Raw genomic sequence first — 17,189 nt, forward strand, 5'->3', positions numbered from 1 at the left:
CCTCGTTTTTTGTTATTATAAAGATATGCGGAATCAGTATGAAATATGAATGGAGGAAGTAAAATGTCACTTCAGATTGTAGCAGGTGGTTCGGGGGCAGGAAAATCAACATATATATACTCGGATGTAATTGAGAAATCCATGAAATATCCTGAAAAAAACTATATTGTCGTAGTTCCTGAACAGTATACGATGGCAACACAGAAGAAGCTTGTTGAGAGCCATCCGCGAAAAGGAATTCTTAATATAGATGTTGTGAGTTTTGAGCGTCTTTCTTATAAGGTTTTTGAAGAAATAGGCGGACAGAATCATCCGGTTCTTGACGATACAGGTAAAAATCTTATTGTCCGTAAAGTCCTTGGCGATAACAGGGATAAGCTGAGATATTTTGGCAGCAATATCAACAAGACGGGATTTGTCTCAGAATTAAAGTCGGTTATATCGGAATTTCTTCAATATGATATAGACGTAAAAAGACTTGGTGAGATTCGGGAAAGAGTGGAAGACAGCAGACAGCTTTCAGCCAAGCTTGATGACATTTCGGTTGTATATTCTGCATTTAAAGAATATCTGGCTGATAATTATATAACTTCAGAAGAGATATTATCTGTTCTTTGCAGTGTTATTGACCGTTCGGAAAACATAAAAAGAAGCGAGATTATACTTGACGGATTTACAGGATTTACACCGATACAGTACAGACTTATTGAACTTCTTCTTATATATTCAGGTAAAGTTACAGTTTCAGTGACGGCAGATTCAAGAGAAAAACTTAATGTCAATGAGGGGATACAGCAGCTTTTCTTTATGAGTAAAGAGATGGTATCAAAGCTTTATAGAATATGCGATGCAATACATGTTGACGTGTTAAATCCTATAATACTTGACAATGAAAAAAATCCGAGATTTGTTTCGGATGAGATAGCTTTTCTTGAAAAAAATATTTTCAGAAATAATAATCAGTCATATAACAAAAAATGTGAAGATATAAAAATTATTACTGCACAGACACCAAAGGAGGAACTGAATTACTGTATCAGTGAGATTTTAAGGCTTACAAGATACGAAGGATACAGATATCGAGATATAGCGATAGTTTCGGCTGATATGGCTTCATATGGAATTCTTGCCGGAAATATATGCAGACAGAACAGGATTCCGTGTTTTGTCGATAACAAGAAGCCTGTAACCGACAATCCATTTGTCGAGTATATAAGAAGTGCACTTGAAATAATTGAAAAGAGCTTTACATACGATTCGATGTTCAGGTATCTGCGTTCGGGAATGTCGGGAATAAGCCGTGAAGATGTTGATTTGCTTGACAATTACTGCCTTGCAGTCGGTATACGTGGTTCAAAGCAGTGGCATGGCACATGGGTAAAAAAAGGCAGAGGCAGAAGTGCATATCCGCTTGATTATCTTAATGAACTTCGTGAAAATATTATGAAGCCGCTTGAGATACTTGAGAAAGCATTAAAAGATAAAGATTCACTTGTAAAAGATTATGCAAGAGGGCTGTACGAGTTTATAAAAGCGTCTGATTGTTACAAAAAGATTAATGAATACGCAGATATGGAAGATACGGGAGCCGAGTATGAGCAGTTATATAAAAAAGTTATCAATTTTCTTGATAAAATAGTCGAACTGCTTGGTACCGAAAAGATTGCAATAGCTGAATTTAACAGGATTGTTGATTCTGGCTTTGCTGAGATAAAAGTCGGACTTATACCGCCGTCATCAGACTGTGTCCTTATCGGTGATATAGAAAGAACGCGTCTTGATGATGTAAAAGTCATGTTTTTTGTCGGTGTAAATGATGGGCTTATACCAAAATCAAATGACAAAGCCGGGATTTTGTCAGAGACTGACAGAGATGTACTTGAAAATGCAGATGTGACATTGTCACCCGGTGCAAGGCAGAAGGCTTTTGTTCAGCGATTCTACCTTTATATGATACTGACAAAGGCTTCGGACAGGCTTTATATAACATATTCATCAAAGGGTGATGACGGAAAAGGCAGACTGCCGTCATATCTTATAAGAAATATAAGAAAGTTGTATCCGTCGATAGGTATTTATCCTGCATTACAATTTACATCGCAGATGTCATATATAAAGATTCCGAAAGCGGAAATTGCATACAGTGATGAAAATTATATAAAAGTGATTGGTGAAAATATTGCAGCGTCACTGTTTGGCGGTGAAATTACAGGAAGCGTTTCATCATTTGAGACATTTGCATCATGCCAGTTTGCATATTTTCTAAGATATGGACTGGGACTTGAGGAACGTGAAAAGTATACATTTGAAGTCGCAGATTTTGGTACTGTGCTTCACAGTGTGCTGGAAAGAATCAGTTCACATTTAAAGCATGAGAAAAAGCCGATAGCAAGTCTTTCTGATGAGGAGAGAAGAAAGCTCGTATCGGAGACACTTGGAAATATCAGTGCGGATTATGCCGATACAATCCTTAAAGATTCGGGAAGAAATGAATTTCTTATAAGAAGGATGGAAGACCTCGCTGACAGAACTTTGTGGGCTGTCGGAAAGCAGCTTGAAAAAGGTGTATTTGCACCTGACGTATTTGAGATGCCGTTTATCATAGATGAACATGAGATAAGGTCCGGCGAAAATACCGGAAGAATGGTGATAAAAGGAAAGATAGACAGAATTGACATCTGTGAGGATGATGACAATGTCTATGTAAGAATTGTCGATTACAAGTCAGGAAAATCTGATTTTGATCTGCTTAAAGCATATTACGGAATAAAGATGCAGCTTGTTGTATATATGCGTGCGGCAATGCAGATAGAGAAAAAACGCCACCCTGACAAGAATATTATTCCGGCAGGACTTTTGTATTATAATATTGACAATCCGATTGTGGAACTGGACAGCACGGCAAGTGATTTGCCGGATGATGGGACATCAGTTGAAAAGATGATATTTGAAGCACTTGCAATGAAAGGTGTTGTCAACTGTGACGGTAACATAATTAAAAATATGGATAGTTCTGATGTGAAAAAATCTGATGTTATTCCTGTAAGTTACAAAAAGGATGGCACAATTGATTCACGAAGCCATATTTTAAATACGGATCAGTTTATTTCACTTGATAATTATATTGCAAAGAAAACTTCTGATGTGGGTAAAAAAATATATTCGGGAGCTGATAAGATAAATCCGTATAAAGATGGCAATTACAGCTCATGTTCATATTGTCCGTATAATGAGGTGTGCGGATTTTCACAAAATCTTGGTAATATAAAGTTCAGGCAGATTCAGAAATTCGATGATGCACAGCTTTGGGAAAATATAAAGGAAGGAGTTGACGAGGATGGCAGCAAACTGGACTGATAAACAAAAACAGGCCATTTACGTTTCGGGCAGAAGTTCACTTGTGGCTGCCGCCGCAGGCTCAGGAAAAACAGCTGTATTAGTTGAACGTATAATAAAAAAAATTACAGATGAAAATCATCCTGTCGATATAGACAGGCTTGTTGTTGTTACATTTACAAAAGCGGCAGCAGCCGAGATGAGGCAGAGAATCCGTGAAGCACTTGATAATATCCTTGAGAGCAGTCCGGGAAATGAAAATATCATAAGGCAGCAGTCACTTATACATAATGCAAAGATAACAACTATTGACAGCTTCTGTCTTAATATTGTGAGAAATTATTTCTCGGATATTGATGTTGACCCGGGATTTCGTACTGCGGATGATGGCGAAATCAAGCTCCTTGAAAATGATGTCATGGATGATATGCTTGAAGAATACTATTCTTCTGGAAATGAAGATTTTCTTCAGTTTGTCGATGCTTACGGAACAGGCAGGGATGATTCTAAAATTGTTGATATTATAATGAAAATATATAATGCGGCAAGAAGCTGTCCGTGGGAAGATGAGTGGTATGAGGAATGTCTTGAAAATTATCTTGTGACAGAAAAATCAATGGACTCCAATCCTTGTATACAATATTTATTTAATGATTTAAAGAAAAGTCTTGAAGATTTTGACGGTATATTTGATAAGCTTGAAAAAATATGTCAGAGTCCGGATGGACCTGCAGGCTATCTTGCGACAGTAAGCGAAGACCATCAGCTTATAAAGATGCTTATCAATTCTGAAAATTTTGAGATGCTTGTAAAAAGGATAAATCTTTCTTCATTTGGAAATATCGGAAGATGCAGTAAAGGTGTTGATGAAGAAAAGAAGAATTATGTGAAACAGGAAAGGGATAATTTTAAGAATTTCCTGACAAAAGATGTTAAAGGAAAGCTGATAACGGGGGATATTAATAAGATTTATAAGGATATCGTGGATAACACTCCGGCAGTGAGAATGATGGTTCATCTTGCTCTTGAATTTTCGCAGAGGATGAGCGGGGAAAAGAAGAGAAGAAATGTTATTGATTTTAATGATATGGAACACATGGCTCTAAATATTCTTATAAAACGTGAAAACGGACAGAAAATCCGAACTGATGCGGCTAAGACGCTTGCCGGCTTTTATGAGGAAATACTTATTGATGAATATCAGGACAGTAATCTTTTGCAGGAAGTGATTCTTACAGCTGTTTCAAAAGATGGACAAAACATTTATATGGTAGGTGATGTCAAGCAGAGTATCTATAAGTTCAGAATGGCATGTCCGGAACTTTTTATTGAAAAATATAATTCGTATGATGTATATAACAGCGATTTACAGACTGATTCTGCGGAATCTTTAGATGCAGTAAAAATAGAGCTTCAGACTAATTTCAGAAGCCGCAGGAATGTACTCGAGTGTACGAATGATGTATTTTACAGGCTTATGAATGAATCATACTGCGGCATGGCATACAATGATGAAGTAAGGCTTAATACAGGACTTGTATATCCCGAGTGTCCGCCTGATGTTATTATTAATGCAAAAAAATATACGACAATGAATTTTGGCATGGATGATAAGACAGAAATATATGCTTTTGAATCTGATGATGATACGGATTCGGGCAGCCATGAGACTGAGGCGGGAGCTGTTGCTGATATTATAGAAAATCTTATGAACCGCAAAAATGGCAGAGTATATATGGTGTATGATAAAAATGCTGATGGTGGATACAGACCTTTAAGATACAGTGATATTGTTATTCTTACAAGAACTGTTTCCGGATGGGCACAAAGTTTTGTCAATACGCTTATGAGCAGGGATATTCCGGCATATTCTGACACATCACAGGGATATTTCAGTGTAAGGGAAATACAGATTTTAGTAAGTTTTCTTACAGTAATTGATAATCCGCTTCAGGATATACCACTGTCGGCTGTTATGCTTTCGTATTTTGGAAGATTTGATACGACAGAACTTGCCACTATAAGGCAGACTGATAAAAAGACAAGACTTTATAATCAGCTTACATCATTGGAAAATAATGAAAAGGTTGCGAAATTCCTTAAACTTCTTAACTCATACAGGGTAAAAAGTGAGATTATGTCTGTGTATGACCTTTTGTGGGATGTTATTTACAACACAGGATACTATGATTATGTAAAGACAATGCCGGCCGGGGAGAGAAGGCAGGCAAATCTTGATATGCTTCTTTACAGGGCTGCACAGTTTGAAAAGACAAGTTACAGTGGATTATTTAACTTTTTAAGATACATAGAGCGTATGAAAAAATTTGAAGTCGAGATAGGTGAAGCGTCGCTGCTTGGCGAAAATGATAATCTTGTGCGTGTAATGAGTATCCATAAGAGCAAAGGCCTTGAGTTTCCTGTTGTTATTCTTACGGGAATGGGTAAAAAGATAAATAATAAAGATGCTGCCGGAGATGTTGTAATCGACAGGGAACTTGGAATAGGTACTAATGTTGTGCGTGTTAAAGAAAGAACAAAGAGCCAGACAATTATAAAGAGTGCAGTTTCTAAAAAGATTATCCGTGATAATATAAGCGAAGAGATGAGAATTCTCTATGTTGCGATGACGAGAGCAAGAGAGAAACTGTTTATCACAGGAACTGTAAAAGATGAAGGAAAGGCAGAAGAGACATGGCATAGCAAATCCATATTTCTTGCTGAAAAAGGGATATTTGACTATGCTGATGATGCGTCATGCCAGAATTATTTTGATATGGTAATGCCGCAGGCACTCATGGATGAGAGTGTTAATAATGGAAGATTTTTTGTCACATTTGGTAAACCGCAGGACTTTTTTGATACAAGCGGGGCTTCATATATGGATGACTTTGTGCAGACAGATGATGTCACACAGACAGATGCTGCTGTTGTGGCGGATGAATCGATAGAAAATGATTATGATGAAAACCCACAGGAGGATTTTGAAACACAAAATCAGGAAATTGTGGAACTTCCAGAATATCCGTATGAAAATGATACTGAAAGAAAAGCAAAAGTTACGGTATCCGAACTTAAACAGATGCAGCACGATTCGGATTTTGATGAAAAATCACAGATGCATGAATCTATTGCAGGTATTACGGATACAGAAGAAGATGATGAGCCTGTTCCGTCATTTATGAGTGATGAAGAAGCGGTTCTTAAAGGAAGCAGGAGGGGAAGTGCATATCACAGGATTATGGAATGTATTGATTATGGTAAACTTCCTGATAATGAAGATGAAATGATTGATGCCATAAAAAGTGAAATCGCAGACATGCTTTCTGATGAAAAAATTGACAAATCACAGAAACAATGCGTAAAAGTGCGGGATATCGCAGCATTTTGCACTTCACAGATAGGAAAACGTGTAAAAAATGCGTCAATGGCAGGCAAAGTCTGGCGTGAGCAGCCTTTTGTGTTCGAGATGACTGATGAAAATGACCAGGCATTTGGACAGCTTATACAGGGCGTAATTGATTTGTATATAGTTGAAAATGATGAGATTACAATAGTCGATTATAAGACAGACAGAGTTTTAAAAGGCAAAAAGGGCGAAGAGGAACTCAGAAGCCGCTACAGTATACAGCTTGATTATTACGCAAAAGCATTAAGCCGTCTTACAGGATTAAATGTAAAAGAAAAAATTATATATTCATTTACGCTTGGATATGCAATAGATGTATGATTTTTAGTTAAATAATTGTTGCCCTGTTGATAATATTGATATATAATACAATATGTATTCGTGCGTAAATCAGTTACATGGAGGAATAGAATCATGGTTAGAACTTATAGTGTTAAGTATAAGAGCAAGAGCAAAATGCTTACAGATGCAGAAAAGGTTGAAGCAGCAAAGAAAGCTATTTTAGATGAAACAGTAGCAAAGTCTGTTGAGATCAAGGATGATGGACAGATTGTAAGTATTGAAGCTGAGGAAGATGAATTCACTGAAGTTATGAATACCGTAGTTAATGTATTCAGAAAAATTGATGATAAGTCAGAGGTTTCATATAAGTTTGCACTTAATATGAACAGATAGTCTTTTTAAGACGGTTGTGAGAAGCCTGTGATGCAGCCGCATCATAGGCTTCTTGCTGATTATTATGATGACAGGTCAAAGCCTGTGTCTGCACGAAAATAATCAAAGTATAGAATACTTTGTAAAAATATATTTTATTATAAAGATTTATAGTGAGGAAAATTTAATGCCTGATATTAAAAGTGAAATAGAAAAAAGACGTACATTTGCAATCATATCCCACCCGGATGCCGGTAAGACAACACTTACAGAGAAGTTTCTTCTCTATGGTGGTGCTATCAATCTTGCCGGTTCTGTAAAGGGCAAGAAGACGGCAAAACATGCAGTTTCTGACTGGATGGAGATAGAAAAAGAAAGAGGTATTTCTGTAACTTCTTCTGTTCTTCAGTTTAATTATGGCGGATATTGCATTAATATTCTTGATACTCCGGGACATGAGGATTTCTCGGAAGATACTTATCGTACACTTATGGCTGCCGATTCAGCAGTAATGGTTATTGATGCATCAAAGGGTGTTGAGAAACAGACAATTAAGCTTTTCAAGGTATGTGTAATGAGACATATTCCTATTTTTACATTTATTAATAAGATGGATAGAGAGGCAAACGACCCATTTGAACTTCTTGATGAGATTGAGAGCGTGCTCGGCATAAGCACATGCCCTGTCAACTGGCCTATCGGATGCGGCAAGGAATTTAAGGGCGTTTATGACCGCAATGAGAGAGAAGTTTCTCTTTTTAAGGCGGCAATGAATGGTCAGAAAGAAGTAGATACTAAGAATATAAGCATAGACGATGCTGCTTTAAAGGATGAAATTGGACAAGCTTTTTTTGATAAGCTGAATGAAGATGTAGAGCTTCTTGATGGTGCAAGTGCAGAATTTGACCTCGAAAAAGTGCAGGCCGGTGATCTTACACCTGTATTTTTTGGTTCAGCACTTACTAATTTCGGCGTTGAGACATTTTTACAGCATTTCCTTAAAATGACAACACCTCCGCTTCCAAGAAATTCTTCTGAGGGAATTATTGATCCGGTAAAGGAAGATTTTTCGGCATTTGTATTCAAAATACAGGCCAATATGAATAAAGCACATCGTGACAGAATTGCTTTTATGAGAATCTGTTCCGGCAAATTTACGGCTGGCATGGAGTCATTCCATGTGCAGGGAGGCAAGAAGATAAGACTTTCACAGCCACAGCAGATGATGGCACAGGAAAGACATATTGTTGAGGAAGCATATGCCGGTGATATTATCGGTGTATTTGACCCGGGCATTTTCTCAATAGGTGATACAATCTGCAATTCCAATAAAAAGTTTGCATTTGAAGGAATTCCGACATTTGCACCTGAACATTTTGCGAGAGTACGCCAGATTGATACGATGAAGCGTAAACAGTTTATAAAAGGTATCAGCCAGATTGCACAGGAGGGTGCAATTCAGATTTTCCAGGAGTTCAATACAGGAATGGAAGAGATTATTGTTGGCGTTGTCGGTGTTCTTCAGTTTGAAGTATTAGAGTACAGATTAAAGAACGAGTACAATGTTGATATTAAGCTTGAACCGCTTCCATATGAGCATATCCGCTGGATTGAAAATCCTGAAGAAATCAATATGTCAAGAATTGTTGGTACTTCAGATATGAAGAAGATTAAAGACCTCAAAGATAACCCGCTTCTCTTGTTTGTAAACAGCTGGAGTGTTAATATGGTATTAGAGCGTAATGAAGGACTTAAACTTTCTGAGTTCGGTAAAAATAATTAGTTTTTATCGTAAGATATATGAATTAAGGTGGTTTAATGAATAAAGATAAAAAGATACTATTTTCATGGAAAAGAATAATTGCGGTATTTATGCTGTTTACAATGCTTGCAGCATCAATTGCCGGAGTGTCGCAGTATTTCGGACCTGTTGCTGTAAGGGCCGAAAATGCAGTCGCCACGGGACATGTGAATTCAGGTGTTTCCGGGTTGCGTGTGCGTACACAGCCTGATACGCAAACAGGACAGATTATAACGGTTGTCGATGATTCTTTTACATTTGACATTTATGAAACAGTATACACAAGCGATACTTATTATTGGTACAAAATAGGTTTTGACTACAATGGTTCATATACTTATGGTTATATAAGTGGTGAATATACTTCAAAAGATAATTCTTATTCGGAAGATATGGATTTTGAAAGCTATCTTAATGAGCAGGGATTTCCGGATTCATATAAGGATGGGCTGCGTCAGCTTCATGCGGATTATCCCAAATGGGTTTTTGTTGCAGATCATGTCGGAAAAGACTGGAATGAAGTTATTGACAATGAGAATGTTATAGGACGAAGCCTTATATATGGCAGTGCAAAGAGCTCATGGAAGTCTGTTGAATCAGGATGTTATAACTGGAATTCGGGCGAGTGGACAGAGATGGACAGTGGTGGCTGGGTTCAGGCTTCAAGAGAACTTATCGAGTACACAATGGATCCACGGAATTTCCTTTCAAATCCATATATATTTATGTTTGAAAGTCTTGCATATGATTCTTCTTTGCAGAACGAATCCGGTGTAGAGCAGATTATATCAGGAACATTTATGGAAAATTCAGATCATGATTTGAATTTTGAGGAAAATAATTATACATACGCATCAGGACTTATGCTTGCGGGCAGACAGTCAGGTGTTAGTCCTTATCATCTTGCAACACGTATTTTACAGGAGCAGGGAAATACGGGATACGGTTCATGCATTTCCGGTAATGTTGCAGGATACAGAGGATATTATAATTATTATAATCAGGGAGCTGTAAAGAGCGGAAATATTTCAGCTGTTGTAAATGGCATGAAATATGCAAGCCGCTCGGATTCTGATTCGCTTCGTCCGTGGAACACACGAATGAAATCAATTGTCGGCGGTGCAAAGATGATTGGCAGCAGTTACATAAACCGCGGACAGAGCACGATTTATTATGAAAAATTTGATGTTGTTTCATCGTCACCATACTGGCATCAGTATATGACTAATGTTATGGCACCTAGAAGTGAGTCGCAGAAAGCAGCAAATGCTTATTCAGACAGCACAAAATATAATACAGGTCTTGTATTTACAATTCCTGTATACGATAATATGCCGCAGGAGACATGTACAGCACCTGATGGCGACGGAGATCCTGGTAATCTTTTATCAGATATGTATGTTGACGGACATTCAATTACACCGTCATTCAAGAAGTATACTCAGGATTACAGCCTTATCGTTGACAATAATGTTGACAGAATAAATATTAATGCATCTGCAATATCAGGTTCATCATGGATTGACGGAGCAGGCGAACACAGGCTTAATGTCGGTGAAAATAATATAGAAGTTACGGTACATGCAGAAAATGGTTCTGACAGGACATATTATCTTACAGTAGTAAGAAAAGAGCCGTCAGAAAATCCAAATCCTCCATCACCTGATCCGGCACCGGAAAATCCGTCATTTGATACAGGATATAATCTTGACAGTGACAATATGTATATTTCGGGCGTAAAAGCTGGTGACAATGCAGGAACTGTTCTTGGTAATGTGAGGACACAAAATGCCACAGCTTATATCTGTAACAGAAATGGAGACAGAAAAGGCGATGGCGATATAATTGCAACCGGCGACCGTCTTGTCATAAATGATAATTCAGGTAATGAATATGCTTCTTACACATTTGTTGTCTATGGAGATATCAATGGCGATGGTGAAATTGACCTTATAGATATTGTTAAGATTAAGAGACATATTCTTGAATTATCACAGCTTAAGGGAGAATTCCTGCGTGCTGCGGATATTAACAGGGATGGTGAGATTGACCTTATAGATATCGTTGCTGTAAAGAGGCATATTCTTGGAATGAAAGAGATTACACAGTGATTTTTCTGAGAGATTGGAGAATGTTAATGAATAAGATTAAAAAATATACAAGTCTGGCTGTCGTTATGATTGTTATAATGACACAGTTTCTTGCATTTAAACAGAAAGTTAATGCAGCACCTGCTGTAGGCACAAGTGTCAGTTCAGCAAGCGGAAATGTCGGCGATGTAGTAAGCGTTACAGTAAATATATATGCTGATTTTAAGCTTGGTGCATCAAGAATGTACTTGAGTTATGATGCCGATATGCTTGAATATGTAAGCGGTGCTGATGCCGGTGGTGCAGGAAGCGTCAATTGGCTGGATACAGGTGATAATCCTGTTAGTAAAACTATTAATTTTAAGATTATAGCTTCCGGTTCTTCTTCAGTGAGTGTAATAGGTTCATCTTATGTTGTTGGACTTGATGAATATTCGGATGAAAAGATTCAGGTAACAGGCTCTTCCGGAACTGTTTCAGGAAAGACAGGCGGTAATTCAGGCAATGATGATAATGGTGGCAATTCCGGCAGTGACGATAACGGTGGCAATCAGGGAGAAGATGATAATAACGGCGGTGAAAGCTATTCGTCAGATAATTATCTTTCATCACTTGAAATAAGTCCGGGAAGTCTTTCTCCGGCATTTTCAGTCGGAAGAACATCTTATTCGGTTTCAGTCGCAGATGATGTTACTAAGCTTATTGTAAGTGCCGATACAAGAGATGGTAATGCCAATGTGAGAATTTCAGATACAAGTCTTTCAGCCGGTCAAAATACGATTTACATAACCGTTACAGCCGAGAATGGCGATGAGAGAACTTATACATTGAATGTAACAAGAGGTGGGACCCAGGAGTCATCATCTGATTCGGAAAACAGCTCAAATCAGCAGAATGAACCACAATATACAAAAGTGACAATGAACGGAACGGATTTCGTTATTTCTGATGATTTTGGTGCATATCCACTTCCTGATGGATTTGAAGAGACAGAGATTGATTATAACGGAACAAAAGTTAAGGCGGCTAAAGGTTATGCTGGAAAAGTTACTATAATGTATCTTGATGCTGTGCTTTCTCCTGAGAAATCAGGATATTACATTTATGACAGCGTCACAAAGACATTTTCAAAATATATCCAGATTGCACAGCCTTCAATATCATATGTGATATTAAATATCACATCTTCAATGGAAATACCGGCAGGATATAAACTTAGTGAAGAACAGATAAACGGTATGGATGTGATAGTGCTTAAAGGAAGCAGTGACCAATACTGCCTGTTTTACGGAGTGAGCAGTGACGGTGTGACAGGCTGGTATTGTTATGATTATAAATATCAGACAATCCAGAGATTTTTTGCACTTCCGGATTCTGTAAAAACTGTTGCCGGTATATCTGAAAATGTGTCAGGCGGCACGTTATTATCAGGTACTTTTATCTGGAAGATTATAAGTGCGGTATGTGCTGTTGCTGCAGTGGCGGCTGTAATCTGTGCAGGTGTATTTGCTTCCAAATCATCTAAAAATAAAAAAATTGCAAGAGAACTTGTCGGAAACCAGTTTGATGAAGATGAATTTGATGATGAAAATGAACTTGAAGATGATGAAGATGATGAAGATGATGAAGATATGCCTGATTCTGACAATGACAGCATTGTCATAGATGACGATACTGTTGAGACGCTGGATATTACAGAGGTTATGGATTCGGATGATGATAAATAACTGACATAATAAGTTTAACGATTTTACTTGAAATAATTTAATAAATGAAGTAATATTATATTATTAAAAATCTTGAAACTAAAACTAAGGAGATTCACGTTATGTTTGGACAATTATTTGGAAAATACCTTGTAAAAGAAAATATTCTGGATGAAGAGACACTCAATAAGATTTTAAGTGCACAGTTACAGATAAGAGTTAAGCTCGGAGTTATAGCTGTTGCTGACAAGCTTCTTACAACTGAGCAGGCAGATGAGATTAACAGAATCCAGCAGCAGGAAGATAAGAGATTTGGTGACATTGCTATCGAAAAAGGATGGCTTACAGATGCACAGATATCTGAACTTCTTGAAAAACAGGGTAATCCATATATGCAGTTTTTACAGGTCCTTGTTGAAAACAGCAGCATTAAGATATCTAAGATTGATGGATATATTGATGATTTCCAGAAAGAACTTGGACTTAATGATGAACAGATGGCTGCACTTAAAAAGGATGATGTTGATGGCGTTGTAGGTGCATTTACAAAGGATGCGCAGGGTTATGCGGCTAAGATTGCAAGCCTTGTATTAAGAAATATAACAAGATTTGTAAGTAATAATTATTACATTGATAATATGAAAAAGATTGACCACCTTGATTACAGATGTATGGCAGCCCAGAAGAGCGAAGGTGCACATGATTTCTGCATTGGTTTTGCGATGAAAGATATCAATGAAACATTTATTAAGGTTGCAGAAGGATATACAGGTGAACAGTTTAATATGACAGGTGTTGAAGTAAGCGATGCAGTCGGAGAATTTGTCAACTGTATAAGTGGTCTTTTTGCTACAGCAATGGCAAAGGATGGCATGGAATTAGAGATTCTGCCACAGGTTGCATATGAGAATCAGGTTGCCAAGGGTGAAGCATATGTTATGCCTATATTTATTGATGGTGAGGAGCTTGATTTGTATGTTGCAATTGACAGCAATGCACAGCCAGGCAGCATGCCTATCATTGGAAAGATGAGGGTAAACCAGACGCAGTCAGATATAAAAGATGCAAAGGGCACTGTAGTTATTGTTGATGACTCAGGTATGTCAAGAAAGATGCTTAGAAATATTCTTGAAGAGGCAGGATTTGCAGTTGTTGGCGAAGCTTCTGACGGAATAGAAGGTGTTCTTGCATACAAGCAGTTCAGTCCGGATGTAATTACACTTGATATTACAATGCCTAATATGGATGGTACGGAAGCATTAAAGCAGATAAAAGATTATGATGAAGATGCAAAGGCTGTTATGATTACAGCAGCCGGCCAGCAGAATAAAGTCATAGAAGCATTAAAGATTGGTGCAGAGAAGTTTATAACAAAGCCTTTTGATAAAGAAGAAGTTGTTAAAGCGGTTACAGAACTTGCAGCAGAATAATAATAAATAACAATGAGCTGTTCGCTTGTATCATTAAGATTTGGCGTGACAGCTCTATTATTTTGTGCATAATATTATGTATGAATGACAGATATATTAATGATTTATGAAAATTATAAAAGCAATACAATAAAGATGATATATTCGTATGAAGAATTAAAAGAGAATTTATAAATTACAAAAAATTACAAAAAAAATAAAAAAAGTGTTGACAGATGTCACATATAATGATATTATAACTAAGCGTTGTGAGTGCAACGGCAAAACATAATAAGCAGTCGTGGCGGAATTGGCATACGCGCTAGACTAAGGATCTAGTCCATATTGCTTGGGTGCGGGTTCAAGTCCCGCCGACTGCACTGAGTAAGAACGGTAGAGCATTTTGCTTTACCGTTCTTTTCATATATACAAATAATAATGTGCATATAATAATCCGGTATAAAAACATTTTTTAAAAAATAGTAGACAAAACACAAATTATAGTGTAATATATCATTTGTTGTTACGAAACAGCTTAAACAAAGGTTTTGCTGTGAAACAATTTAATGAGCAGTCGTGGCGGAATTGGCATACGCGCTAGACTAAGGATCTAGTCCATATTGCTTGGGTGCGGGTTCAAGTCCCGCCGACTGCACTACTGTAAGAAGCGGTGAAGCATTTTGCTTTGCCGCTTTTTTATTTTGCAGGTGGCTGGCCGGAATTCATGAGAGCATGGTAAAACTGGTGAATGCCGCGAATTAAAAAGGAGGCTATATGAAGAAAGTTTTAACGATTGCCGGAAGTGATTGCAGCGGCGGTGCCGGAATACAGGCTGACTTAAAGACTATGATGGCACATAAAGTCTATGGGATGAGTGCCATTACGTCACTCACAGCACAAAATACTACAGGTGTATATGGAATAAGTGATGTGACACCTGATTTTCTTGCAAATGAGCTTGAATGTATATTTGATGATATATTTCCTGATGCAGTAAAAATTGGAATGGTATCCAATTCAGAACTTATAAGGACTATTGCCGATAAATTGAAAAAATACAAACCGAAAAATATCGTTTTGGACCCGGTTATGGTTTCAACAAGCGGGTCAAGACTTTTGGAAGAAGAGGCTAGTGCATCATTGATTAACATTCTTATGCCGCTTGCAGATATAATTACGCCAAATATACCTGAGGCTGAGGTTTTATCATCAATGAAGATAAGCAAGTCAGAAGATATGATGGAAGCTGCTAAAGTTATAAGCGATAAGCTTGATGGCAGGACAGCGGTGCTGGTAAAAGGCGGACATGATCTTAATACGGCGAATGATCTGCTTTATTGTGACGAAAGAGCAGTCTGGTTTGAGGGTGAGAGAATAAATAATGATAATACTCATGGAACAGGCTGCACATTATCATCTGCGATAGCATGTAATCTTGCAATGGAAAATGATATGGCATCTGCTGTAGAAAATGCAAAGAAATATATATCAGGTGCTTTAAAGGACGGACTTAATCTTGGAAAAGGCAGCGGACCTTTAAATCATGCTTTCTGGCTTGATATCAACAGATAATAAAAAACAGAGGAAAATAATATGGATAGTTTTATATACAGCATTAATTCAACTGTTCCGATATTTCTTGTCATGATACTTGGATGGGTTATAAAACGGCTTGGTATAATTGATGACAATTTTGCTTCTAAAGCAAATAAATATGTATTTAAGGTGGCACTACCGGTGCTTTTATTCCGTGATTTGTCAGCTACAGATTTTAAAAGCCAGTTTGATGCAAAGTTTGTGATTTACTGTATGGTGGTTACAATTCTTATGTTTTCAATAATATGGATTTTAACAGAGATTTTTATGAAAGATGAATCTATGAAGGGGGCATTTGTTCAGGCATCATTTCGAAGCAGTGCGGCAATTCTTGGCATGGCTTTCATACAGAGCATGTATTCAAGCACAGGAATGGCACCTCTTATGATTGTTGCTGCCGTGCCGCTGTTTAATATATTTTCTGTTATTGTTCTTACATTTAAAGCAGTACCTGAGAATGCAGATGGCAAAGCAGCTGAAAAAGATAGTGCATCAAATATAAAGAAAGCATGTATTAATATAGCCAGAAATCCGATTATTATCGGTATTGTACTTGGATTTCTTGCGTCGGTTGCAGGGCTTAAACAGCCGGTTATCATGCAGAAGACGATTCAGTCGGTTGCCCAGACAGCGACCCCGGTTGCTTTAATATGTATCGGTGCCGGATTTGAGGGCAGCAAGGCTATAAAGAAGATAAAACCTACGCTTACAGCAACATTTATCAAATTGGTAGGTATAGCGGCCATAGCTATACCGGTGGCAGTTATGATGGGATTCAGAAATCAGGAACTTGTCGCAATTCTTATAATGACTGCCTCTCCATCAACAGTAACATGTTATATAATGGCAAAGAATATGGATAATGACGGTGTTCTTTCTTCAAGCATTATTGTTCTTACAACACTTCTTTCAAGCATAACATTAACAGGGTGGATTTTTGTGCTTAGGAGTTTGGGCTTGATTTAGAGAGACGGACATGTTATAATTATCGATAGTTTAAAAACAGAAGGAGGAATTGTCGTGAAGCATATTAAGACAATCAGCAATCGTGTATTAAAAGATACAATGAAGCATGGCGGATGTGGCGAGTGTCAGACATCATGTCAGTCAGCATGTAAGACATCATGTACAGTCGGCAACCAGAGCTGTGAGAATAAGAATAACTAAGTAACAGTTGTTGTGTTACAG

10 protein-coding genes and 2 tRNA genes are annotated in these 17,189 nt (G+C 37.5%); all 12 read left to right on the forward strand.

Annotated features, from left to right (window positions below):
- Positions 1-63: 63 nt before the first annotated feature.
- The 12 genes from WMO38_RS00670 to scfA all read left to right on the forward strand — a co-directional run bounded on the left by WMO38_RS00670 (position 64) and on the right by scfA (position 17,168).
- The gene (locus WMO38_RS00670; RefSeq protein ID WP_349160984.1) at positions 64-3,357 is read left to right on the forward strand and encodes a PD-(D/E)XK nuclease family protein; all 3,294 of its coding nucleotides are present in this window, start codon (positions 64-66) and stop codon (positions 3,355-3,357) included.
- Positions 3,338-7,066 carry a helicase-exonuclease AddAB subunit AddA gene (addA, locus tag WMO38_RS00675; protein ID WP_349160985.1) on the forward strand — a complete coding sequence of 1,243 codons (3,729 nt, stop codon included), beginning with the start codon at positions 3,338-3,340 and terminating at the stop codon, positions 7,064-7,066. Before WMO38_RS00670 ends, addA begins: the two co-directional genes overlap by 20 nt.
- A 93-nt stretch (positions 7,067-7,159) precedes the next feature.
- Positions 7,160-7,420 (forward strand): hypothetical protein, encoded by a 261-nt coding sequence (locus WMO38_RS00680; protein WP_021866983.1) that lies wholly within the window; start codon positions 7,160-7,162, stop codon positions 7,418-7,420.
- A gap of 166 nt (positions 7,421-7,586) precedes the next feature.
- A complete protein-coding gene (locus WMO38_RS00685) occupies positions 7,587-9,182 on the forward strand; it encodes a peptide chain release factor 3 (RefSeq protein ID WP_349160987.1) in 1,596 nt (531 codons plus the stop codon).
- A gap of 35 nt (positions 9,183-9,217) precedes the next feature.
- The gene (locus WMO38_RS00690; RefSeq protein ID WP_349160988.1) at positions 9,218-11,311 is read left to right on the forward strand and encodes a dockerin type I domain-containing protein; all 2,094 of its coding nucleotides are present in this window, start codon (positions 9,218-9,220) and stop codon (positions 11,309-11,311) included.
- A 26-nt stretch (positions 11,312-11,337) separates the two neighbouring features.
- Positions 11,338-13,017: a cadherin-like beta sandwich domain-containing protein gene (locus WMO38_RS00695; RefSeq protein WP_349160989.1), complete on the forward strand. Its 1,680-nt coding sequence runs from the start codon at positions 11,338-11,340 to the stop codon at positions 13,015-13,017.
- A gap of 101 nt (positions 13,018-13,118) precedes the next feature.
- Positions 13,119-14,426 carry a response regulator gene (locus WMO38_RS00700; RefSeq protein ID WP_349160990.1) on the forward strand — a complete coding sequence of 436 codons (1,308 nt, stop codon included), beginning with the start codon at positions 13,119-13,121 and terminating at the stop codon, positions 14,424-14,426.
- A 274-nt stretch (positions 14,427-14,700) separates the two neighbouring features.
- Positions 14,701-14,785: transfer RNA gene (locus WMO38_RS00705), tRNA-Leu, on the forward strand.
- A gap of 190 nt (positions 14,786-14,975) precedes the next feature.
- Positions 14,976-15,060, forward strand: a tRNA-Leu gene (locus WMO38_RS00710).
- 119 nt (positions 15,061-15,179) lie between these two features.
- The gene (gene thiD, locus WMO38_RS00715) at positions 15,180-15,977 is read left to right on the forward strand and encodes a bifunctional hydroxymethylpyrimidine kinase/phosphomethylpyrimidine kinase (RefSeq protein ID WP_349160991.1); all 798 of its coding nucleotides are present in this window, start codon (positions 15,180-15,182) and stop codon (positions 15,975-15,977) included.
- A gap of 21 nt (positions 15,978-15,998) precedes the next feature.
- Positions 15,999-16,967, forward strand: a complete 969-nt coding sequence (locus WMO38_RS00720) for an AEC family transporter (RefSeq protein WP_349160992.1) — start codon at positions 15,999-16,001, stop codon at positions 16,965-16,967.
- A 54-nt stretch (positions 16,968-17,021) separates the two neighbouring features.
- Positions 17,022-17,168: a six-cysteine ranthipeptide SCIFF gene (gene scfA / locus WMO38_RS00725; protein WP_012739622.1), complete on the forward strand. Its 147-nt coding sequence runs from the start codon at positions 17,022-17,024 to the stop codon at positions 17,166-17,168.
- Positions 17,169-17,189 lie beyond the last annotated feature (21 nt).

It is taken from the genome of Lachnospira hominis (ex Hitch et al. 2025), assembly GCF_040096395.1.
GTDB lineage: Bacteria > Bacillota > Clostridia > Lachnospirales > Lachnospiraceae > Lachnospira > Lachnospira hominis.

Coding starts and splice junctions, on each gene's coding strand:
- WMO38_RS00690 (WP_349160988.1), top strand. CDS start 9,218: ATGAATAAAGATAAAAAGATACTATTTTCATGGAAAAGAATAATTGCG.
- WMO38_RS00695 (WP_349160989.1), top strand. CDS start 11,338: ATGAATAAGATTAAAAAATATACAAGTCTGGCTGTCGTTATGATTGTT.
- WMO38_RS00720 (WP_349160992.1), top strand. CDS start 15,999: ATGGATAGTTTTATATACAGCATTAATTCAACTGTTCCGATATTTCTT.
- WMO38_RS00685 (WP_349160987.1), top strand. CDS start 7,587: ATGCCTGATATTAAAAGTGAAATAGAAAAAAGACGTACATTTGCAATC.
- WMO38_RS00680 (WP_021866983.1), top strand. CDS start 7,160: ATGGTTAGAACTTATAGTGTTAAGTATAAGAGCAAGAGCAAAATGCTT.
- addA (WP_349160985.1), top strand. CDS start 3,338: ATGGCAGCAAACTGGACTGATAAACAAAAACAGGCCATTTACGTTTCG.
- WMO38_RS00700 (WP_349160990.1), top strand. CDS start 13,119: ATGTTTGGACAATTATTTGGAAAATACCTTGTAAAAGAAAATATTCTG.
- WMO38_RS00670 (WP_349160984.1), top strand. CDS start 64: ATGTCACTTCAGATTGTAGCAGGTGGTTCGGGGGCAGGAAAATCAACA.
- thiD (WP_349160991.1), top strand. CDS start 15,180: ATGAAGAAAGTTTTAACGATTGCCGGAAGTGATTGCAGCGGCGGTGCC.